The organism is Kineococcus gurbantunggutensis, from assembly GCF_050871925.1.
GTDB lineage: Bacteria > Actinomycetota > Actinomycetes > Actinomycetales > Kineococcaceae > Kineococcus.
The window spans coordinates 1-15,121 of sequence record NZ_JBJLSG010000122.1 but is presented as its reverse complement, the minus strand read 5'-3'; the positions used below and the strand labels follow the sequence as shown (position 1 = coordinate 15,121).

Sequence of the window (15,121 nt, the reverse complement as noted above, 5' to 3'; positions counted from 1 at the left end):
GGCGACCCCCGCACGGGGTCGCCGCGCCCGGGCCCCCTGCTCGCCACGGCCACCGCGCTGGACCTGCTGCGCCCGCTGCTGCCCGAGCCGGTGCACCTGGTGGAGGTGGACGGCGACGTGCCCGGCGCCGAGGCGCGGGTGTGGCCGCAGGAGCTGGTGGCCGTCGCCAACTCCCGCCCGGAGCGCCGGCGGGAGTTCGCCACCGGCCGCTGGTGCGCGCGGGCGGCGCTGCACCTGCTGGGCGAGGCGCCGGCGGCCCTGCCGCCGGGCCCGCGGCGCGCGCCGCTGTGGCCGGAGGGGGTCGTGGGCAGCATCACGCACTGCCCCGGCTACCGCGCCGCCGCGGTCGCGCGGCGCTCGCGCGTGCTGGCCCTGGGCGTGGACGCCACCCCGCACGAGCCGCTGCCGGCGGGGGTGCCGGCGCTCGTCGTGGCGGACGCGGGCGAGCGCGAGGCCCTGGACGCCCTGGCCGCGGCGGTGCCGGGCGTGCACGCCGACCGCGTCCTCTTCAGCGCCAAGGAGTCCCTCATCAAGGCGTGGTCGGCGCTGGACGCCGGCTGGCCGGGCTTCTCGGGCTTCCGCGTGCGGCTGCACCCGGACGGCGCGTTCACCGCCCGGGTGCTGGTGCCCGGCCCCGTCGGCGAGCTCGCCGGCCGGTGGGGCGTGCGCGGCGACCTCGCCGGCACCGCGGTGGCCCTGCCCGCCCCGGCGCAGCCGCTGGTGCCTCACAGCCGCTGCGCGTCCTCCAGCCTCGCGTAGCGCCCGCCGGAGGCGATCAGCTCCCCGCGGCTGCCGCTCTCCACGACCCGGCCGCCGTCGAGGACCACGATCCGGTCGGCCGCGCGCACGGTCGCCAGCCGGTGCGCCACGACCAGGGTGGTGCGCCCGCGCATGAGGCGGCCCAGCGCCTCCTGCACCGCCGACTCCGCCTCCGGGTCCAGCGCCGAGGTCGCCTCGTCCAGCAGCAGCACCCGCGGGTCGCGCACGAGGGCGCGGGCGATGGCCAGGCGCTGGCGCTGCCCGCCGGACAGCCGCGCGCCGCGCTCGCCGACGACGGTGTCCCAGCCCTGCGGCAGGGCGTCGACGAACCCGGCGGCGTTGGCGTCGGCCAGCGCGCGGCGCACCCGCTCGTCGTCCACGTCCGTCAGCCCGTACGCGACGTTCTCGCGCACGGAGCCCTCGAAGAGCACCGGTTCCTGCGGGACGACCGAGACGTGGCGCCGCACGCTGCGCAGGTCCAGCGTCGCGGCGTCGGCGCCGTCGACGAGCACGCGGCCGGAGGTGGGGCGCACGAAGCCCAGGACGAGGTTCAGCAGCGTGGACTTGCCCGAGCCGGACGGGCCCACGAACGCCACCGTCTGCCCGGGCAGCACCTCGAGGGTGACCTCGTGCAGGGCACCGGCGTCCGCGCCGGGGTAGCGGTAGGAGACCGCCTCCAGGCGCAGGTGGCCCCGCACCGCGCCCACGGTGCGCCGGCCCTCGTTGACCTCCAGGTCCGGCTCCTCCAGGACCTCGGCGATCGAGCGGATCGACTCCAGGCCGCGCGCGCCCACCGGCAGCAGCATGAGCAGGTTGGTCACCGCGCCGGTCAGCAGCGTGAAGTACGAGGAGAGCTGCACCACCTCGCCGGCGCTGATGTCCAGCGCGCCGCTGAGGGAGGCGAAGGCGGCCAGCACCAGGCACAGCACCCCCAGCAGCTGCATGCTCACCCAGGACAGGGCCGAGAAGCGCCCGTTGAGCAGGTCGAGCTGGAACCCGGCGTCGCGCACGTGGCGGGCGCCGTCGGCCACGCGCTCGGCGGCGGTGCGCTCCAGCCCGTGCGCGCGGGTGATCGGCATGAGGGTGGCCATCTCGCCCACCCGGGCGGAGAAGCGCTCCACCTCCCGGCGCACCTCCTCGTTGCGCCGGCGCGAGCGCAGGCCCAGCACGTGGCGCAGCCCGACGGCCACGGGGATGGTCAGCGCGTACACGGGCAGGAACTGCGGGATCGCGATCGCCGTCACGACGACCGCGCCGACGACCACCATGAGCGCCGAGAGCAGCGGGTGGGCGATCTGCTGGAACATCAGCTCGACGTTCTCCACGTCGCGCACGACCTTGGTCTGCACGACGGCCGAGCTCACGCGCGTGTGGAAGCCGATGGAGAGGTTCTGCAGCCGGTCCGTCAGCGCGTTGCGCAGGTCGACGCCGACGGTGCGCACGGCCCCCATGTAGCGCTTGGTGTACTGGACCATGTTGGGGTAGTTCTGCAGCAGCGCCAGCACGGCCACGGCGGTCCACAGCCACAGCTCGCGCACCGGCCCTCCGGCGACGAGGACGTCGATGACCCGGCCGGTGATCACGGGCATGAGCCACAGCGGCGTCTCCTTGACCGCCATGAAGCCCGCGGCGGCGGCGACCCGGCGCCGGTGGGCGCCCAGCAGCCGCAGGGCGGAGCGCAGGGGGTGCTGCCCGTCGAGCAGGCGGTCCACGGCGGGAGCGGTCACCCCGGCATCGTCGCACCGCCCGGCCGTCAGGGAAAGCGCTTGCTCGGCGTGGCGCCGGGCCACCGCCCGCCGCGCCCGCGGGGGAGGCGGGCCGCACGAGCGGGCGGCCCGGGGGTGCGCCCCCGGGCCGCCCGGCCGGTGCTCAGTAGCGCAGGCCCGCGCCGATCCGGAACAGCGGGGCGGCGCTGTCGGCGGGCAGGTCCGGCAGTTGGGCCTGCACCGCCGCCATCGACGAGGGCAGCTCGAACGGCGCGCTCCCGCGCGGCTCGGCCCGCCCGCGCACGAGGTCCATCAGCGCCTCGTCGGTGATGCCGAAGTTCAGCATCAGGGCGTCGGCCTCGGGCAGCAGCCGGGTCAGCACCGGGGGCCGGTCGGCGTAGACGGAGACGACCGTGGGCACCTTCGCGCTGATCGCCGCGATGGCGTCGAAGTCGGGCTGGCCCGGCGCGAAGGCCAGGTTGCCCTCGTGCTGCATGCGGCCGAAGACGTACTGCGGGTGCAGCGTCTCGAACGGGGTGGCGGTGCGCGCGCCCCCCACGTCCGCCTCCTCGGGGGTGGCCACGACCGTCAGGCCGGCGGCCCGCGCGGCCTGCGGGGCGATGCCGTGCAGGTACACCCTCGTGCCCTGCGCCAGCGGCAGCAGCCTCCCCTTCTTCCCCTTGCCCTTCTCGCCCTTGCCCTTCTGCTTCCCGTCCGCCACCGCCGCGTTGGTCAGCAGGACGCTGGCGCGCTGCTGGGCGGCGGTGGCCGCCGCCTGGAACTCCGCCTTGCCCACGGTGCGGGCCGCGGCGGCGGGGTCCACGTACGGGTCCTCGAACAGGCCCTGCTCGAACCGCTGCGTCAGCACCCGCAGCACCGACGCGTCGACGCGCGCCGTCGTCAGGCGACCGCCCTCGACGGCGCGCACGATCGGCGAGGGGTCCTCGGTGCCGCCGAACTGGTCGATCCCGGCCTGCACGCCCTTGACGAAGCGCTGGTCGCGGGTCAGCGACTCCACGCCCCAGGGGGCGCCGAAACCGGTGAAGCTCGGCTGCTGGCCGGCCGGCGCGCCGTTCAGGCAGGCGTCCACGCAGTCCTCGGTGATGCCCCAGTCGCTGATCACCACGCCGCCGAAGCCGTACTCCCCGCGCAGCAGGTCGGTGGTGAGCTGGCGGTTGTACCCGGCGGCGACCTGCTCCAGCGGCTTCCCGCCCGCGGTGGCGCCGCGCACGATCGAGTACGTCGGCATCACCCCGGCCACCTCGGTCCTGAACGCGCCGCGGAAGGCGTCCAGGTGCCGGCGCAGCGAGGCGTCGCCGGAGAAGGTGGCGTACTTGCCGTAGGGGTTGTGGCTGTCGAAGCCCTCCTGCGCGGCGCCGTAGCCGCCCCAGTGCTTCACGACGGCCTGCACGGCCTCGGGGTCCACGCCCTTGCCGTGCTGGAACCCGCGCACGTACTCGCGCGTCAGCCGCTCCACCACGGCGGCGTCCTCGCCGAAGGTGCCGTTGATGCGCGACCAGCGCGGTTCGGTGGCCAGGTCCGCCTGCGGCGACAGCGCCATCGTGATGCCGACCGCCCGGTACTCCTGGCGGGCGGTGTCGGCGAACCGGCGGGTCAGGCCCTCGTCGCGGGTGGCGCCGAGACCGAGCGGCTCGGGCCACTGCGAGAACGAGCCGGCGGGCACGCTGGCGCCCGCCACGTGCTGGAAGTGGTTGCGCGGGTCGGTGCTGATCGTCAGCGGGATCCCCAGCCGGCCGCCCTCGGCGATCTCCTGCAGGGCGTTGTTCTGGGTCGCCAGCACGTCGGCCGGCCCGCTCAGGCGGGTCAGCAGGCTCGTCACCCCCAGCTCGGCCACGACGCGGCGCGCCGCTGCCAGGTCGTACGCGGGGGGACCGCCCCACGGGGTGGGGGCGGTGCCGTGCACCATCGTGGCGGCCTTCTCCTGGAGCGTCATCCTCGACACCAGGTCGGCGGCGCGCTGGGAGGGCTTGCGCCGCCAGTCCTCGTACCGGTCCAGCGCGCCGTCGCGGTCCAGGTCCTTGAACTGCAGCCCCCCGACGCGCAGCAGCGGCGCGGTCCGGGTCTCCAGCCGCTCCTGGCGGGGAGCGGCCCCGGCGGCGACCGGCTGGACCAGGGAGGTCCCGGTGATCAGCAGGGCGAGGGCGAAGGCGCGTGCGGAACTCCTGCGAACGGTCATCACAGCTCCTACGACGGGGCGAGTCGTCCTCGCCGCTGCGCCGATGCTAGGAACCCGCTGTGCGTCGCGCGGGCGGTCGCCGGCCCCTGTCAGGAACCTGCAGCCGCCCGCGCGCCGGGAGCGGCGACCCTCAGCCCCGCGCCGCCAGCGCCTCCAGGCGCGCGGCGACCTCGTCCGGCGCCGGCATGGCGGCCACCCGCCCGGCCGCCAGCCGCGAGCTCTCCCGGTAGCCCGGCGCACCCAGCAGGTCCGCCACCGCGTCGCGCACCGCGTCCGCGGAGACCTCCTGCGGCGCCAGCGCCAGGCCCAGGCCGCCCTCCTGCGCGGCGCGGGCGTTGAGGAACTGGTCGTGCGCGCGCTGCGGCAGCACCAGCTGCGGCACCCCGGCGGCCAGGGACCCCAGGAACGTGCCGCTGCCGCCGTGGTGCACCACGGCGTCCACGCGCCCGAACACCCGGTCCGCCGGCACGAAGCCCGCCAGGTGCACGCGCGGGTGCGCCGGGCCCAGCTCGGCGGGGTCCAGGTCGGTGCCCACCGAGGCCAGCACGTCCACGTCCAGCGCGCGCAGCCCCTCCAGCACGGTGCGCAGCGTGCCCGCCTCGCGGGTGGAGACGGTGCCCAGCGTCAGGTACACCACCGGGCGCGGGCGCGGGCCCGCCGCCAGCAGCGCCGGCAGCTCCAGGCCCGGCTCGCTCCACGCGGCCGGGCGCAGCGCGGCCGTGCGCAGCGGCAGCGGCGTCGGCGGCTGCGGCACCGACTCCGGCCACACGTCCAGGTGCAGCCGGCCCGCCAGGTCCTCCGGCGCCTCCCCGCCCCCGCCGGCGCGCCAGCTGCGCTCCAGCTCGGCGGTGAAGCCCTCCTGCATGGGCGCGGGCATCCGCGGGCCGATGCCGTGGCGCACCGCGGGCAGGCCCGCCCGGGCGGCGGCCAGCGCCGCGCCGGCCGCCATCTCCTCGTAGAGCACCAGCTCCGGGGCCAGCGACCCCAGCACCGGCGCCAGCTCCGCGGCCACGGCCGTGGCCAGCACGCCGGCGAACATCGCCACCGCGAAGCGCCAGCGCTCCGGCGGGGCCAGGCGGCGGAAGTCCAGCCCGCCGCGCACCACCTGCTGCGCGGCCTCCTCGGTGCTCACGCCCAGCTCGCGCACCTCCCAGCCCTGCCGCTGCAGGCGGTGCGCGGCCCGCGCGCCCGTGGCGAGCACGACGCGGTGGCCGCGCGCTCTGAGGGCCTCGGCGATCGGCATCACCGGGTAGAGGTGGCCGAAGGCGGGCAGGGCGGTGATCAGGACGCGCACGGTGGGCTCCCGTCCGTGGTGGGTCTGGTGTCGTGGCCCAGGGTTACCAGTTCGGGCCGGGCCCGGCCCGCCCGGCGGGCCACCCCGTCAGGGACCTGCCGAGGGTGCGCGTGCCGCCGACGGGCTCAAGTCCGCCCCGCAGGTGCCGAAGCAACTCCCCACGGCGCGCGACCGCGCGCCGCACCGGACGGAACTCGGGGGAGTTCGCAGGATGAACATCAAGAAGGTCGTCGCCGCGGTCGGCGTGCTCGGCGCCGCGGCGCTGACCGCCACCGTGCCGGCGCAGGCGGCGGGCCAGCAGGCCACCGCCACCAGCAGCGTCACCGTCTCCGGCACGACCGCCACCGCCACGACCGCGGTGTCGGTCACGCCGGGGGAGACCGTGCAGAAGGTCGGGGTGTGCGCCCGCAGCGCCTCCGGGCAGAACGTCGACTTCCCGCTGCGCTCGGACGTGGCGCTGAGCCCGGCGGCCACCACCGTCACCGCCAGCCGGACGCTGGCGGCCGGCACCTACACGTACTTCACCTGCCTGCAGGCCGGCGGCACCTGGTACAAGGTCGGCACCGACAAGACGTTCACGGTGGGTGCCGGCAGCACCGGCGGCACGGGCGTCACGGTGCCCGCCAACCCGCGCCCGGTGACCCAGCCGCCCGTGGTGGTCGCCCCCACCACGCCGCCGACCGCGCCGCCGACCACCACCCCCGCCCCGCCCGCCACGGGCGCGCTGGCCACCACCGCGGCGCCCCGGGGCGACCTGCCCGGCTGGAAGCAGGTGTTCGCCGAGGACTTCACCACCCCCGCCGCCACCGGTTCCTTCCCCGGCACCGCGTACGGCACCCGGTGGACCGGCTACGACGGTTTCAAGGACACCGACAAGCGCGGCCTCTACGCCCCGGCGAAGGTCCTGTCCGTGCACGACGGCGCCCTGGACATGCACCTGCGCACCGAGAACGGCGTGCCCCTGGTCGCCGCCCCGGTGCCGCTCGTCGACGGCAAGTGGTTCAGCCAGAAGTACGGCCGCTACTCGGTGCGCTTCAAGGCGGACCCGGTGCCCGGCTACAAGACCGCCTGGCTGCTGTGGCCGCAGAGCAACGACTGGAACCAGGGCGAGATCGACTTCCCCGAGGGCGGCCTGGACGGCACCATCCACGCCTTCAACCACTGCGTGGGCAACCCGACCGCCAACTGCTTCGCCACCGACACCGGCGCCCGGTACACCGAGTGGCACACCGCCACCGTCGAGTGGACCCCGTCGGGGGTGACGTTCCTCCTCGACGGCAGGAACCTGGGCACGTCGAGCACGTCGCCGTCGGCGGCCATGCAGTGGGTGCTGCAGACCGAGACCAGCGGTTCCGGCCCCGCCGCCGGCGCCTCCGCGCACGTCCTCGTCGACTGGGCGGTGATGTACTCTCGCGCAGCATGAGGACCGGCCCGCCGGGTGCGAACCAGGACCCGGCGGGCCGTCCCACCCGTGCGCAGCGGCGCGAGCGCCGCGAGCGCCGCGGCCGGCGCTGGCTGGTGGCGCTGGCCGCCACGGTCGTCAGCGTGCTGGTCGGCGGGGAGGTCGTCGCCGCCCGGTGGGCGGCGATCCCCGAACCCGACGAACCCGGCGACTGGCGCCAGGTGTTCGTCGAGGAGTTCGGCACCGACGTCGAGCTGGGGGAGTTCCCCGGCCGGCGGTACTCCGGCCGCTGGGGCGCCTACCCCGCGGGGTGGCGCGACACCACCGGCCGCGGCACCTACCGCCCCGACCGGGTGGTCTCCGTGCGCGACGGGGTCCTGGACTACCACCTGCACGTCGAGGACGGCGAGGCCCGGGCCGCCGCCCTCGTGCCGCAGCTGCCGACCTACGGGCAGCTCTACGGCCGCTACGCGGTCCGCTTCCGCGCCGACCCCGTCCCGGGTTTTAAGCTGACGTTCCTGCTGTGGCCGGACTCCGAGGAGTGGCCCGAGGGCGGGGAGGTCAACTTCCCCGAGGGCGACCTCGACGGCACGTTCAGCGCGTTCATGCACCACGCCGACCCCGCCGGCACGCAGGACCAGTTCCCCACCGGGCAGGACTTCGGCCGCTGGCGCACCGCGGTGATCGAGTGGCGCCCGGGCGAGGTGCGCTTCCTGCTCGACGGGCAGCAGGTCGGGGTGTCCACCACGAAGGTCCCCGACGAGTCCATGCACTGGGTCCTGCAGACGGAGACCAGCACCACGCCGGGGGAGGAACCCGCACCCGGTGCCAGCGGTCACGTGCAGGTCGACTGGGTCGCCGCCTGGAGCTACCGCGGTCCCGGCGCCGGCTGAGCGGCCAGCGCGGACCCGCCGGCGCGCAGCCCGGCGTCGATCCGCTCGGCGAGGTCGCCGCTGGCGCCGCTGGAGAGCTTGCGCGCGAACCACGGCCGCGGCGGGTGCGCCGGCGGGTGCAGCAGCGCGGACGGCCGCGCCGGCTCGGCGGCGCGGGCGGCGGCCAGGGCGGGGAAGTCCTGCTCGGTCAGCACCGCCGGGTGGTGCGACCCGGCCGCCGGCCAGCGCTGGAACCACGCCGAGGCGTGGCAGTCCGGCAGCGCCGGCGAACCCGTCAGCGCCGGCGAGGCCAGCACCGAGGCGGCGAAGCTCTCGTCGGGCACGAGCGTGCTGCGCCAGAACCGCACCAGGTCCGGTCGCGCGTCGACCACCCCCAGCAGCCGCTGCACGTCCTCGCGGGCGTACACCTTCCACTGCGAGGACGCCCGCACCCGCAGGCCCGGGGGCAGCGCGCGCCGCCACGGCAGGCGCAGCGGCACCCCGCGCACGAACAGCACGTCGTCGCCGCGGGTGAGGAACCGGTGCTCGGTGCGCCAGCGCCCCCCGTCCGGGTTGCGCGGGGTGTCCCACGGCCGGTGCGGCAGCGGCGCGCTGACCAGCCAGGAGCGGCCCTCCCACGCGCGCAGCTCCTCCAGCAGCTCCTGGACCCCCAGCAGCGGGTGGTCGGCGCCGGAGAGCACGGCCACGTGCGCGGCCGAGGAGAACCGCAGCGCGCTGCGCAGCGCGTCCAGCTCCACCCGCACCAGCGACCAGCTGTCCAGCGCGGCCGAGGTGCGCGGCTGCGCCCGCACCCGCCCGCCCCAGCCCTCCAGCATCCGGCCCGCCACGTCCGCGGGGGCCTTGGCGTCGCAGTGCAGCACGACGGGGACGTCCTCGAGGGCGCCGATCAGGCGGCGCACCTGCGCGGGGTCGCGGTGCGCCAGCACGACAGCGGTCAGCGACACGGGCGCTGCTCCTCTCCTCCGCCGCAGCGGACCCGGTGCGCCGCAGCGGCTCGCGCGCCCGCGAGCGGGGGAGCCGCGGGGTCCGCACCGCAGCGACCGTACGGCGCGCGGGGCGCGCCGTCGCCGCCGCGCGGACCATCCCGGCGGGGATCTGCCAGCGCGCGCCGCTGCGGGCCGGCGCGCCCCTCTGCTCGGATGGGGCCCGTGGAAGCGGGGACGGGTTCGAGGACGGTGACGACGGGGGAGGCGGGTGCCGGCGCGGCGGTGACGGGCCGCGTGCCCGGGGCGCGCCACCGGGCCTCCGGCGACGCCGGACCCCGGGAGCGCCCGGAGCGCCCGGCCCGGGTGGAGCCCGCCGGCCGTGCGCGCGCCCGGCACGCGGCGCCCCGGCGCCGCCGCGCCGTGGAGCCCGCCGACGCGCCCGCCGCCGCGGCGACGGGCGGTGCCGCGACCGGCGGCGGCGCCGCGCCGTCCGGGTTGTTCGGGCGCAGCCTGCTGTACGCCGTCGTCGCCGCCGTCCAGCTCGCCACCGGCGCCCTCGTGGCGCCCGTGCTGGCCCACGTGCTCGACGACCCCGCCCAGGTCGGCGTGCTGGCCGCGGCCATCGCCCTGCACCAGCTCCTCGTCGTGCTCGCCCTCGTCGGCCTGGACCAGGCCGTCGTGCTCCAGCGCGCCGAGGACGGCCACGACGGGCGCGCGCGGGCCCTGGCCGGCGCCGCCGTCCTGCTCGCCGCCGGCGTCACCGCCGTGCTGTGGGCCACCGCCGCCTGGTGGGCGCCGCTGTTCGGCTTCGCGCCGGACGCCGTCGCCGCGCCGGGCATCGTGGCGACCACCGTGTGGTGGACGGTGCCCTCGGCCGGCGTCATGGTCGCGCTGGGCCTGCTGCTGGCCGCGGACCGCCTGCGCGCCTTCACCGTCGTCAGCGTCCTGGCCGCCGTCGGCGGCCAGGTCGCCGGCCTCGGTGCCGTCCTGCTGCTGGGCGGCGGGGCGAGCACCTACGCCTGGGGCCTGCTCGGCGCGGACCTGCTCGCCGCGCTCATCGGCTGGCGCCTGACCCGGCCCCGCTGGCGCGGCGCCCTCGCCCCGCGCGTGCTGCGCCCCGCGCTCGCCTTCGGCGCCCCGCTGATGCTCAGCTCGATCTCCGTGTTCCTGCTCAACGCCGGCGACCGCGTCGTCGTGCAGCGCCTGGCCGGCCCCGCCGAGCTGGGCCGCTACCAGGTCGCCTACACCGTGGGGTTCCTCGCCGTGCAGCTCATCGTCGTCGCCGGCAACTCCTGGCTGCCGCGCTTCGCGGAGGTCCAGGACACCGCGCTGCGCCGGCGGCTGATCGCCGGCACCCGCGACAGCGTCTACCGCCTGCTCACCCCGACCCTGCTGGGCGTGGCGCTGGCCGCGCCCGTCGCCCTCGTCGTGGCCGCGCCGGCCTCCTTCCGGCCCCGCGAGCTGCTGGTCGTGGTGGTGCTGGTGGCCCTGAGCGCGTACCCCGTGGCCGCCGCCACGGCCACCGGCCGGGTCCTGGTCACCGAGCGCCGCACCCGCCCCCTGGCCCTGTGCACCGCGCTGGCCGCGCTGCTGAACATCGCCCTGAACCTGGTGCTGGTGCCCGTGGCCGGCATCGCCGGCTCCGCCGCCGCCACCGCGATCGCCTACGGCGTGCAGGCCGTGGCGCAGCGCCTGGCGCTGCGGGCCCGTCCCGGGCCGTGGCCGGGCACCCCGCCGCGGGTCCTGCTGGAGGCCGCGGCCGTCAGCGCCGCCGCCCTGGTGCTGGTCGTCCTGCCGGCGGGCACCGCCCTGGACGCCGCCCGCTTCGCCGTGGCGCTGGCCTGCCTGCCCTGGTGCCTGCACCGGCTGCGCCGCGCGAGGGACGGCGCGTGAGCGCGCTGCGCGAGCTGGAGCGGGGGGCCTCGCCGGCCGCCCGCCACCGCGCCGCCCGCCGCGGCCCCGTGCCCCCGCGCGCGCTCGCCCTGGCCGCCACCTGCGCCCTGGCCCTCGCGGTGCCGCTGGCCGCGACCCTGGACCTGGCGCTGCCCGGCCGGGCGCTGCTCGCGGTGCTCTTCACGGTGTGCGTGCCGGGGGTGCCCCTGGCCCTGGCCGTCGGCCTGCGCGACCGCGGCCTGACGGCGGCGCTGGCCCTCGCCGCCGGCCCGCTGTGGGCGGTGCTGGCCGGCACCGTCGCGATCGCGGGCGGCTGGTGGGCCCCGGTGGCCTCGGCCTGGGTCGCCTCCGCGGTCGCGCTGGCCGCCGTCCCCGCCGCCTGGCGCGCGCGCCCGGTGCGCGCCCCCGCCCGGACCGCGACGGCGCCCGGCCCGCTCGCCCACCGGGCCGCGGCCGCGGGCGCCCTGCTCCTCGCGGCGGCGCTGTGGTGGTCCGGCACGCGGCACGTGCGCCTCGACGAGGCCGGCGCCCTGGGGCTGCTGCCCGTCGTGGGCTGGCGCGTGCTCGCCGCCCTGGCCGTGCTGTGCGCCGTCACCGCCTGGGCGCTGACGCGACCGCGCCCGGACGCGCCGGTGCTCACCGCCGCCGCCCTGCTGCTGGCGGCCGCGGCGTACACGACCGCCGCCGTGGCCGACGGGTACGGCAACCCGCCCGTCGCCTGGGTGCACGTGGGCTTCGCCGAGCAGATCACCCTGACCGGCACCGTCCCCGGCGGCGTCGACGCCCGGTTCAGCTGGCCGGGGTTCTTCGCCGCGGCCGCCCAGCTCGTGGAGCTGGCAGGGGTGCCCGACGCGCGCGCGTTCCTCGTCGCCGCGCCGGTGTTCCACACCGCCCTGGCCCTGCCGGGGCTGTTCACGATCGCCCGCACCGTCACCCGCTCGGTGCGCTGGGCGTGGGTCGGGGTGTTCTGCCACCTGCTGGCGAACTGGTACCAGCAGGACTACTTCGCCCCCCAGGCGATCGCGTTCGTCGGCTACGTCGCGGTGCTGGCCACCGTGCTGCGCCTGCTCGACGCGGCCCCGGTGCCGCGCACCTCCGGCACCGTGCTCGCCCGCGCCGCGCAGGCCGTGCGCCGCGTGCCCGGCGTGCCGGTGGGGGAGTCGCCGGCCACCCTGCGCCGCGCCTGGCTGCTGGTGACCCTGATCGTGCTGGGCATCACCGTGGGCCACCAGCTCACCCCGGTCGCCCTGACCGCCCAGCTCGCCGTCGCGGCCCTGGTGGGCCTGACGCGCGCGCGGCTGCTGTGGCTGGTCACCGGCGTGACCCTGGCCGGCTGGTTCGCCCACGGCGCCACGGACTACTGGCTGGGCCACCTGCAGACGGTGGTCGGCGACATCGGCCGCCCCGGCGCCTCCCTGGACGCCGGCGTGGGCCAGCGCCTGACCGGCGACCCCACCTACCAGCGCGCTCAGCTCGTGCGCGTGGCCTCCTCCGCGGCGCTGTTCGGGCTGGGCGGGCTGGGGCTGCTGGTGCTGCGCCGGCGCCGCGTGGCGCTGCTGCTGGCCGGGATCGCCGCCGCGCCGTTCGGCCTGCTGCTGGTGCAGAGCTACGGCGGCGAGGTCCTCATCCGCTGCTTCCTGTACGCCTCGCCCGTGCTGGCCCCGCTGGCCGCGGTCGCCCTGCGCCGGGCGCTGGCGGCGGCGCGCCACCGGGTGCGCGGGCGCGCGGGCGCCGCCGCGCGGCGGGTGCCCGCACCGCTGGCGCTGGTGCCGCTGCTGCTGGCCGCGTGCCTGGTGCTGGTCTTCGACCGCGGCCTGAACGTCTCCTTCGAGCGCACCCCGCCCGGTCAGGCGCTGGCCGCCTCGCGCGTGTACGAGCTGGCCCGCCCCGGCGACACCGTCGGGCTGCCCGGCGGCAGCGGGCTGACGCCCTACCTGCGCATCACCGACGTCGGCGTCGACTACCTGGACGCCGACACCTGCGCGGACGGGCCCACGGCGCAGTGCGTGCCGCAGGGGCCGCCGCGGTTCCTGATGGTCACCTCCACGCAGGACCGCTACGGCCGGCTCCTGCAGCATCGCGACGCCGGCTGGGTGTGGGAGCTCGCCGAGCGCTGGAGCGCTTCGGCCGGGTACGTCGTGCTGCTGCGCACCCCCACCGCGTGGCTGCTGGAGCGCACCGAGCCGGTCGCGGCGCCCGCCGCACCGGCAGCCGCTGCACCCGCGGAACCCGCGGCACCGGCGCCCGCCGCACCCGTCGCGCCGGCGCCCGCACCCGCCGCACCCGCGCCGGCCGAGGGGGTGGCGCCGTGATCGCCGCCCTGTCCGGCTGGCTCGGCGTCGCCCTGCTGGTGGCCGCCGTGTGCTGCGCCGTCGCCGCGGACGCGCTGCGCCAGAGCGGCTCGGTGCTCGGGGGCACCGGCGCGCGGCCGGCGGTGCGACGGTGCAGCCGGGCGGCGCTGGTGCTCACCGCGGCCGCCGCCGTCTCCGTGCTGGTGCGCTTCGCCGACGCCCTGGTGCTCTGAGGAGCACCCCGCTCGCCACGCGCGAGGACCCCGGCGCGCCGGACCCCGTGGTGGGGTCCCGCGCGCCGGGGTCCGTGGTGACCGGGCCGTGGTGACCGGGTCGCGGCGCCCGCCGCCTCAGCGGCCGCCGCGCCAGCGGCCCGCCGCGTACAGCAGCGGGCCCACCGCCATGCCGGCCAGTTCGCGCACCAGCAGGTCGCGCGCGCGCACCGCGTCGTCCCCGGCCGCGCCCGGGGACGCGCCCCCGGACGCACCGGCCGGCAGGGCCCCGGCGGCGGAGCTGCCCGAGGCCGCGCTGCCCGAGGCCGCGCTGCGCGAGGCGCTGCCCACCCGCGCCAGGCGCGCGGCGCCGTGCGGGGCGCTGCGCAGGAAACCGGCGCGGGTGCGCGGGTCCAGCAGGTGCTTGGCGTAGAACGCCGTCAGCCCCGAGCCGTAGCCGTACATCTGCCGGCGCAGGCCCTCGACGTCGGCGCGGTGGTGGTGCCACACCACCGCGGCCGGTTCGTGGGAGATCGCGCGCCCGGCCTGCAGCACCCGCACGAACGCGTCCAGGTCCTCCCCGCCGCGGCTGGGCGAACCCGCCCCCAGGGCCTCGTCGAAACCCCCCAGGTCCCGCATCAGCGCGGTGTCCAGCGCGAAGTTCGCCCCCGTGCCGAACACCCCGGCGGCGTACGGGTACATCGGGTCCTGCAGGCGCTGCCCGGCCAGGTCGTACAGCCGGTGCGGGCGCACGTCCGCCCACGGCACCCGGCGGTCGAAGTACGCCTCCGGGGCCGTGCCGATCCCGGCGGTGGCCACCAGCCCGGTCACGCACCCCACGTCGGCGCGGCGGTCGAAGCCGCGCACCAGGCCGTGCACCCACCAGGGGTCCACGTGCACGTCGTCGTCGGTGAAGGCCAGCACCTCGCCCGTCGCCTCGGCCAGGGCGCGGTTGCGCGCGCGCGAGAGCCCCGGGCGCGGTTCCACCACGTAGCGCACCCGCGCGTCCTGCTCCGCCGCGCGGGCCACGACGTCGCGCGTCGCGGTGCCCGCCGGGGCGTTGTCCACCACGAGGACCTCCAGCGGCCGGTACCGCACCGCCCGCAGCCGCTCCAGGCACCCCCGCAGGTCCTCGGGCCGCTCCCGGGTGCACACCGCGACCGTCACCCGCCGCGCCTGGGCGACGTCGCGCAGCCGCTCGGCCGCCGCCGCGGGCGCCGGGGGCGGCAGTTCCGCGCGCACCCGCCGGAACAGCTCCTCCACGGAGGTTCCCGCCTCCAGCGCCCCCTGCACGTAGCCGAGCGGTTCGCCGTGCTCGCGCACCAGCAGGCGGTACGAGCGCGCGCCGCGGGTGGGCCGGGGCAGCTGCGCCGGCACCTCCGCCACGTCCAGCTCGCCGCACCACACCGGCAGCTCCAGGACCCGCTCCGCCGGCGTCGCCTCAGCCACGGCCGCCCACCCCCGCCAGCGCCGGCGCCGGCGCGGGCGCGGCGGCGCCCCGTGGGGGCGGGGGCGCGCGGCGGTGCGGGGTCGCGTGCGGGCCGGGCG

General features: G+C 78.0%; 11 protein-coding genes. 6 read left to right on the top strand and 5 right to left on the bottom strand.

From position 1 onward, the window contains the following. On the top strand, positions 1 to 759 hold a 759-nt coding region (locus tag ACRYR7_RS18795; RefSeq protein ID WP_432573641.1), incomplete at its 5' end, for a 4'-phosphopantetheinyl transferase family protein. Here ACRYR7_RS18795 and ACRYR7_RS18790 read toward each other — a convergent pair. The 3 genes from ACRYR7_RS18790 to ACRYR7_RS18780 all read right to left on the bottom strand — a co-directional run bounded on the left by ACRYR7_RS18790 (position 726) and on the right by ACRYR7_RS18780 (position 5,956). Next, a complete protein-coding gene (locus ACRYR7_RS18790) occupies positions 726 to 2,486 on the bottom strand; it encodes an ABC transporter ATP-binding protein (protein ID WP_432573640.1) in 1,761 nt (586 codons plus the stop codon). The genes ACRYR7_RS18795 and ACRYR7_RS18790 overlap by 34 nt on opposite strands. 142 nt (positions 2,487 to 2,628) lie before the next feature. Next, positions 2,629 to 4,662, bottom strand: coding sequence for a glycoside hydrolase family 3 protein (locus ACRYR7_RS18785; protein WP_432573639.1), 2,034 nt, complete (start codon positions 4,660 to 4,662; stop codon positions 2,629 to 2,631). Positions 4,663 to 4,792: 130 nt separating this feature from the next. Beyond that, positions 4,793 to 5,956: a nucleotide disphospho-sugar-binding domain-containing protein gene (locus ACRYR7_RS18780; RefSeq protein ID WP_432573638.1), complete on the bottom strand. Its 1,164-nt coding sequence runs from the start codon at positions 5,954 to 5,956 to the stop codon at positions 4,793 to 4,795. Between the two features lie 211 nt (positions 5,957 to 6,167). Between ACRYR7_RS18780 and ACRYR7_RS18775 the strand changes: the two genes are divergently transcribed. Continuing rightward, positions 6,168 to 7,379, top strand: a complete 1,212-nt coding sequence (locus ACRYR7_RS18775; protein ID WP_432573637.1) for a glycoside hydrolase family 16 protein — start codon at positions 6,168 to 6,170, stop codon at positions 7,377 to 7,379. Further along, on the top strand, positions 7,376 to 8,251 hold the full coding sequence (locus tag ACRYR7_RS18770; protein WP_432573636.1) for a glycoside hydrolase family 16 protein: 876 nt from the start codon (positions 7,376 to 7,378) through the stop codon (positions 8,249 to 8,251). Before ACRYR7_RS18775 ends, ACRYR7_RS18770 begins: the two co-directional genes overlap by 4 nt. On the opposite strand, the gene ACRYR7_RS18765 is transcribed toward ACRYR7_RS18770, so the two are convergent. Continuing rightward, positions 8,227 to 9,195, bottom strand: a complete 969-nt coding sequence (locus ACRYR7_RS18765) for a beta-1,6-N-acetylglucosaminyltransferase (RefSeq protein WP_432573635.1) — start codon at positions 9,193 to 9,195, stop codon at positions 8,227 to 8,229. The two genes, ACRYR7_RS18770 and ACRYR7_RS18765, sit on opposite strands and share 25 nt — an antisense overlap. Before the next feature lie 204 nt (positions 9,196 to 9,399). On the opposite strand from ACRYR7_RS18765, the gene ACRYR7_RS18760 reads away from it, so the two are divergent. Genes ACRYR7_RS18760 through ACRYR7_RS18750 form a run of 3 tightly spaced genes read left to right on the top strand, consistent with a single transcriptional unit; the run spans position 9,400 to position 13,594 of the window. Continuing rightward, a complete protein-coding gene (locus tag ACRYR7_RS18760; RefSeq protein ID WP_432573634.1) occupies positions 9,400 to 11,070 on the top strand; it encodes a lipopolysaccharide biosynthesis protein in 1,671 nt (556 codons plus the stop codon). Continuing rightward, entirely contained in the window at positions 11,067 to 13,382 is a 2,316-nt protein-coding gene (locus ACRYR7_RS18755; RefSeq protein WP_432573633.1) for a serine/threonine protein kinase, read from the top strand. Before ACRYR7_RS18760 ends, ACRYR7_RS18755 begins: the two co-directional genes overlap by 4 nt. Then, positions 13,379 to 13,594, top strand: a complete 216-nt coding sequence (locus tag ACRYR7_RS18750; RefSeq protein ID WP_432573632.1) for a hypothetical protein — start codon at positions 13,379 to 13,381, stop codon at positions 13,592 to 13,594. The genes ACRYR7_RS18755 and ACRYR7_RS18750 overlap by 4 nt, the downstream gene beginning before the upstream one ends. A 117-nt stretch (positions 13,595 to 13,711) precedes the next feature. On the opposite strand, the gene ACRYR7_RS18745 is transcribed toward ACRYR7_RS18750, so the two are convergent. Further along, positions 13,712 to 15,022 carry a glycosyltransferase family 2 protein gene (locus tag ACRYR7_RS18745; RefSeq protein WP_432573631.1) on the bottom strand — a complete coding sequence of 437 codons (1,311 nt, stop codon included), beginning with the start codon at positions 15,020 to 15,022 and terminating at the stop codon, positions 13,712 to 13,714. Between the last annotated feature and the right edge of the window lie 99 nt (positions 15,023 to 15,121).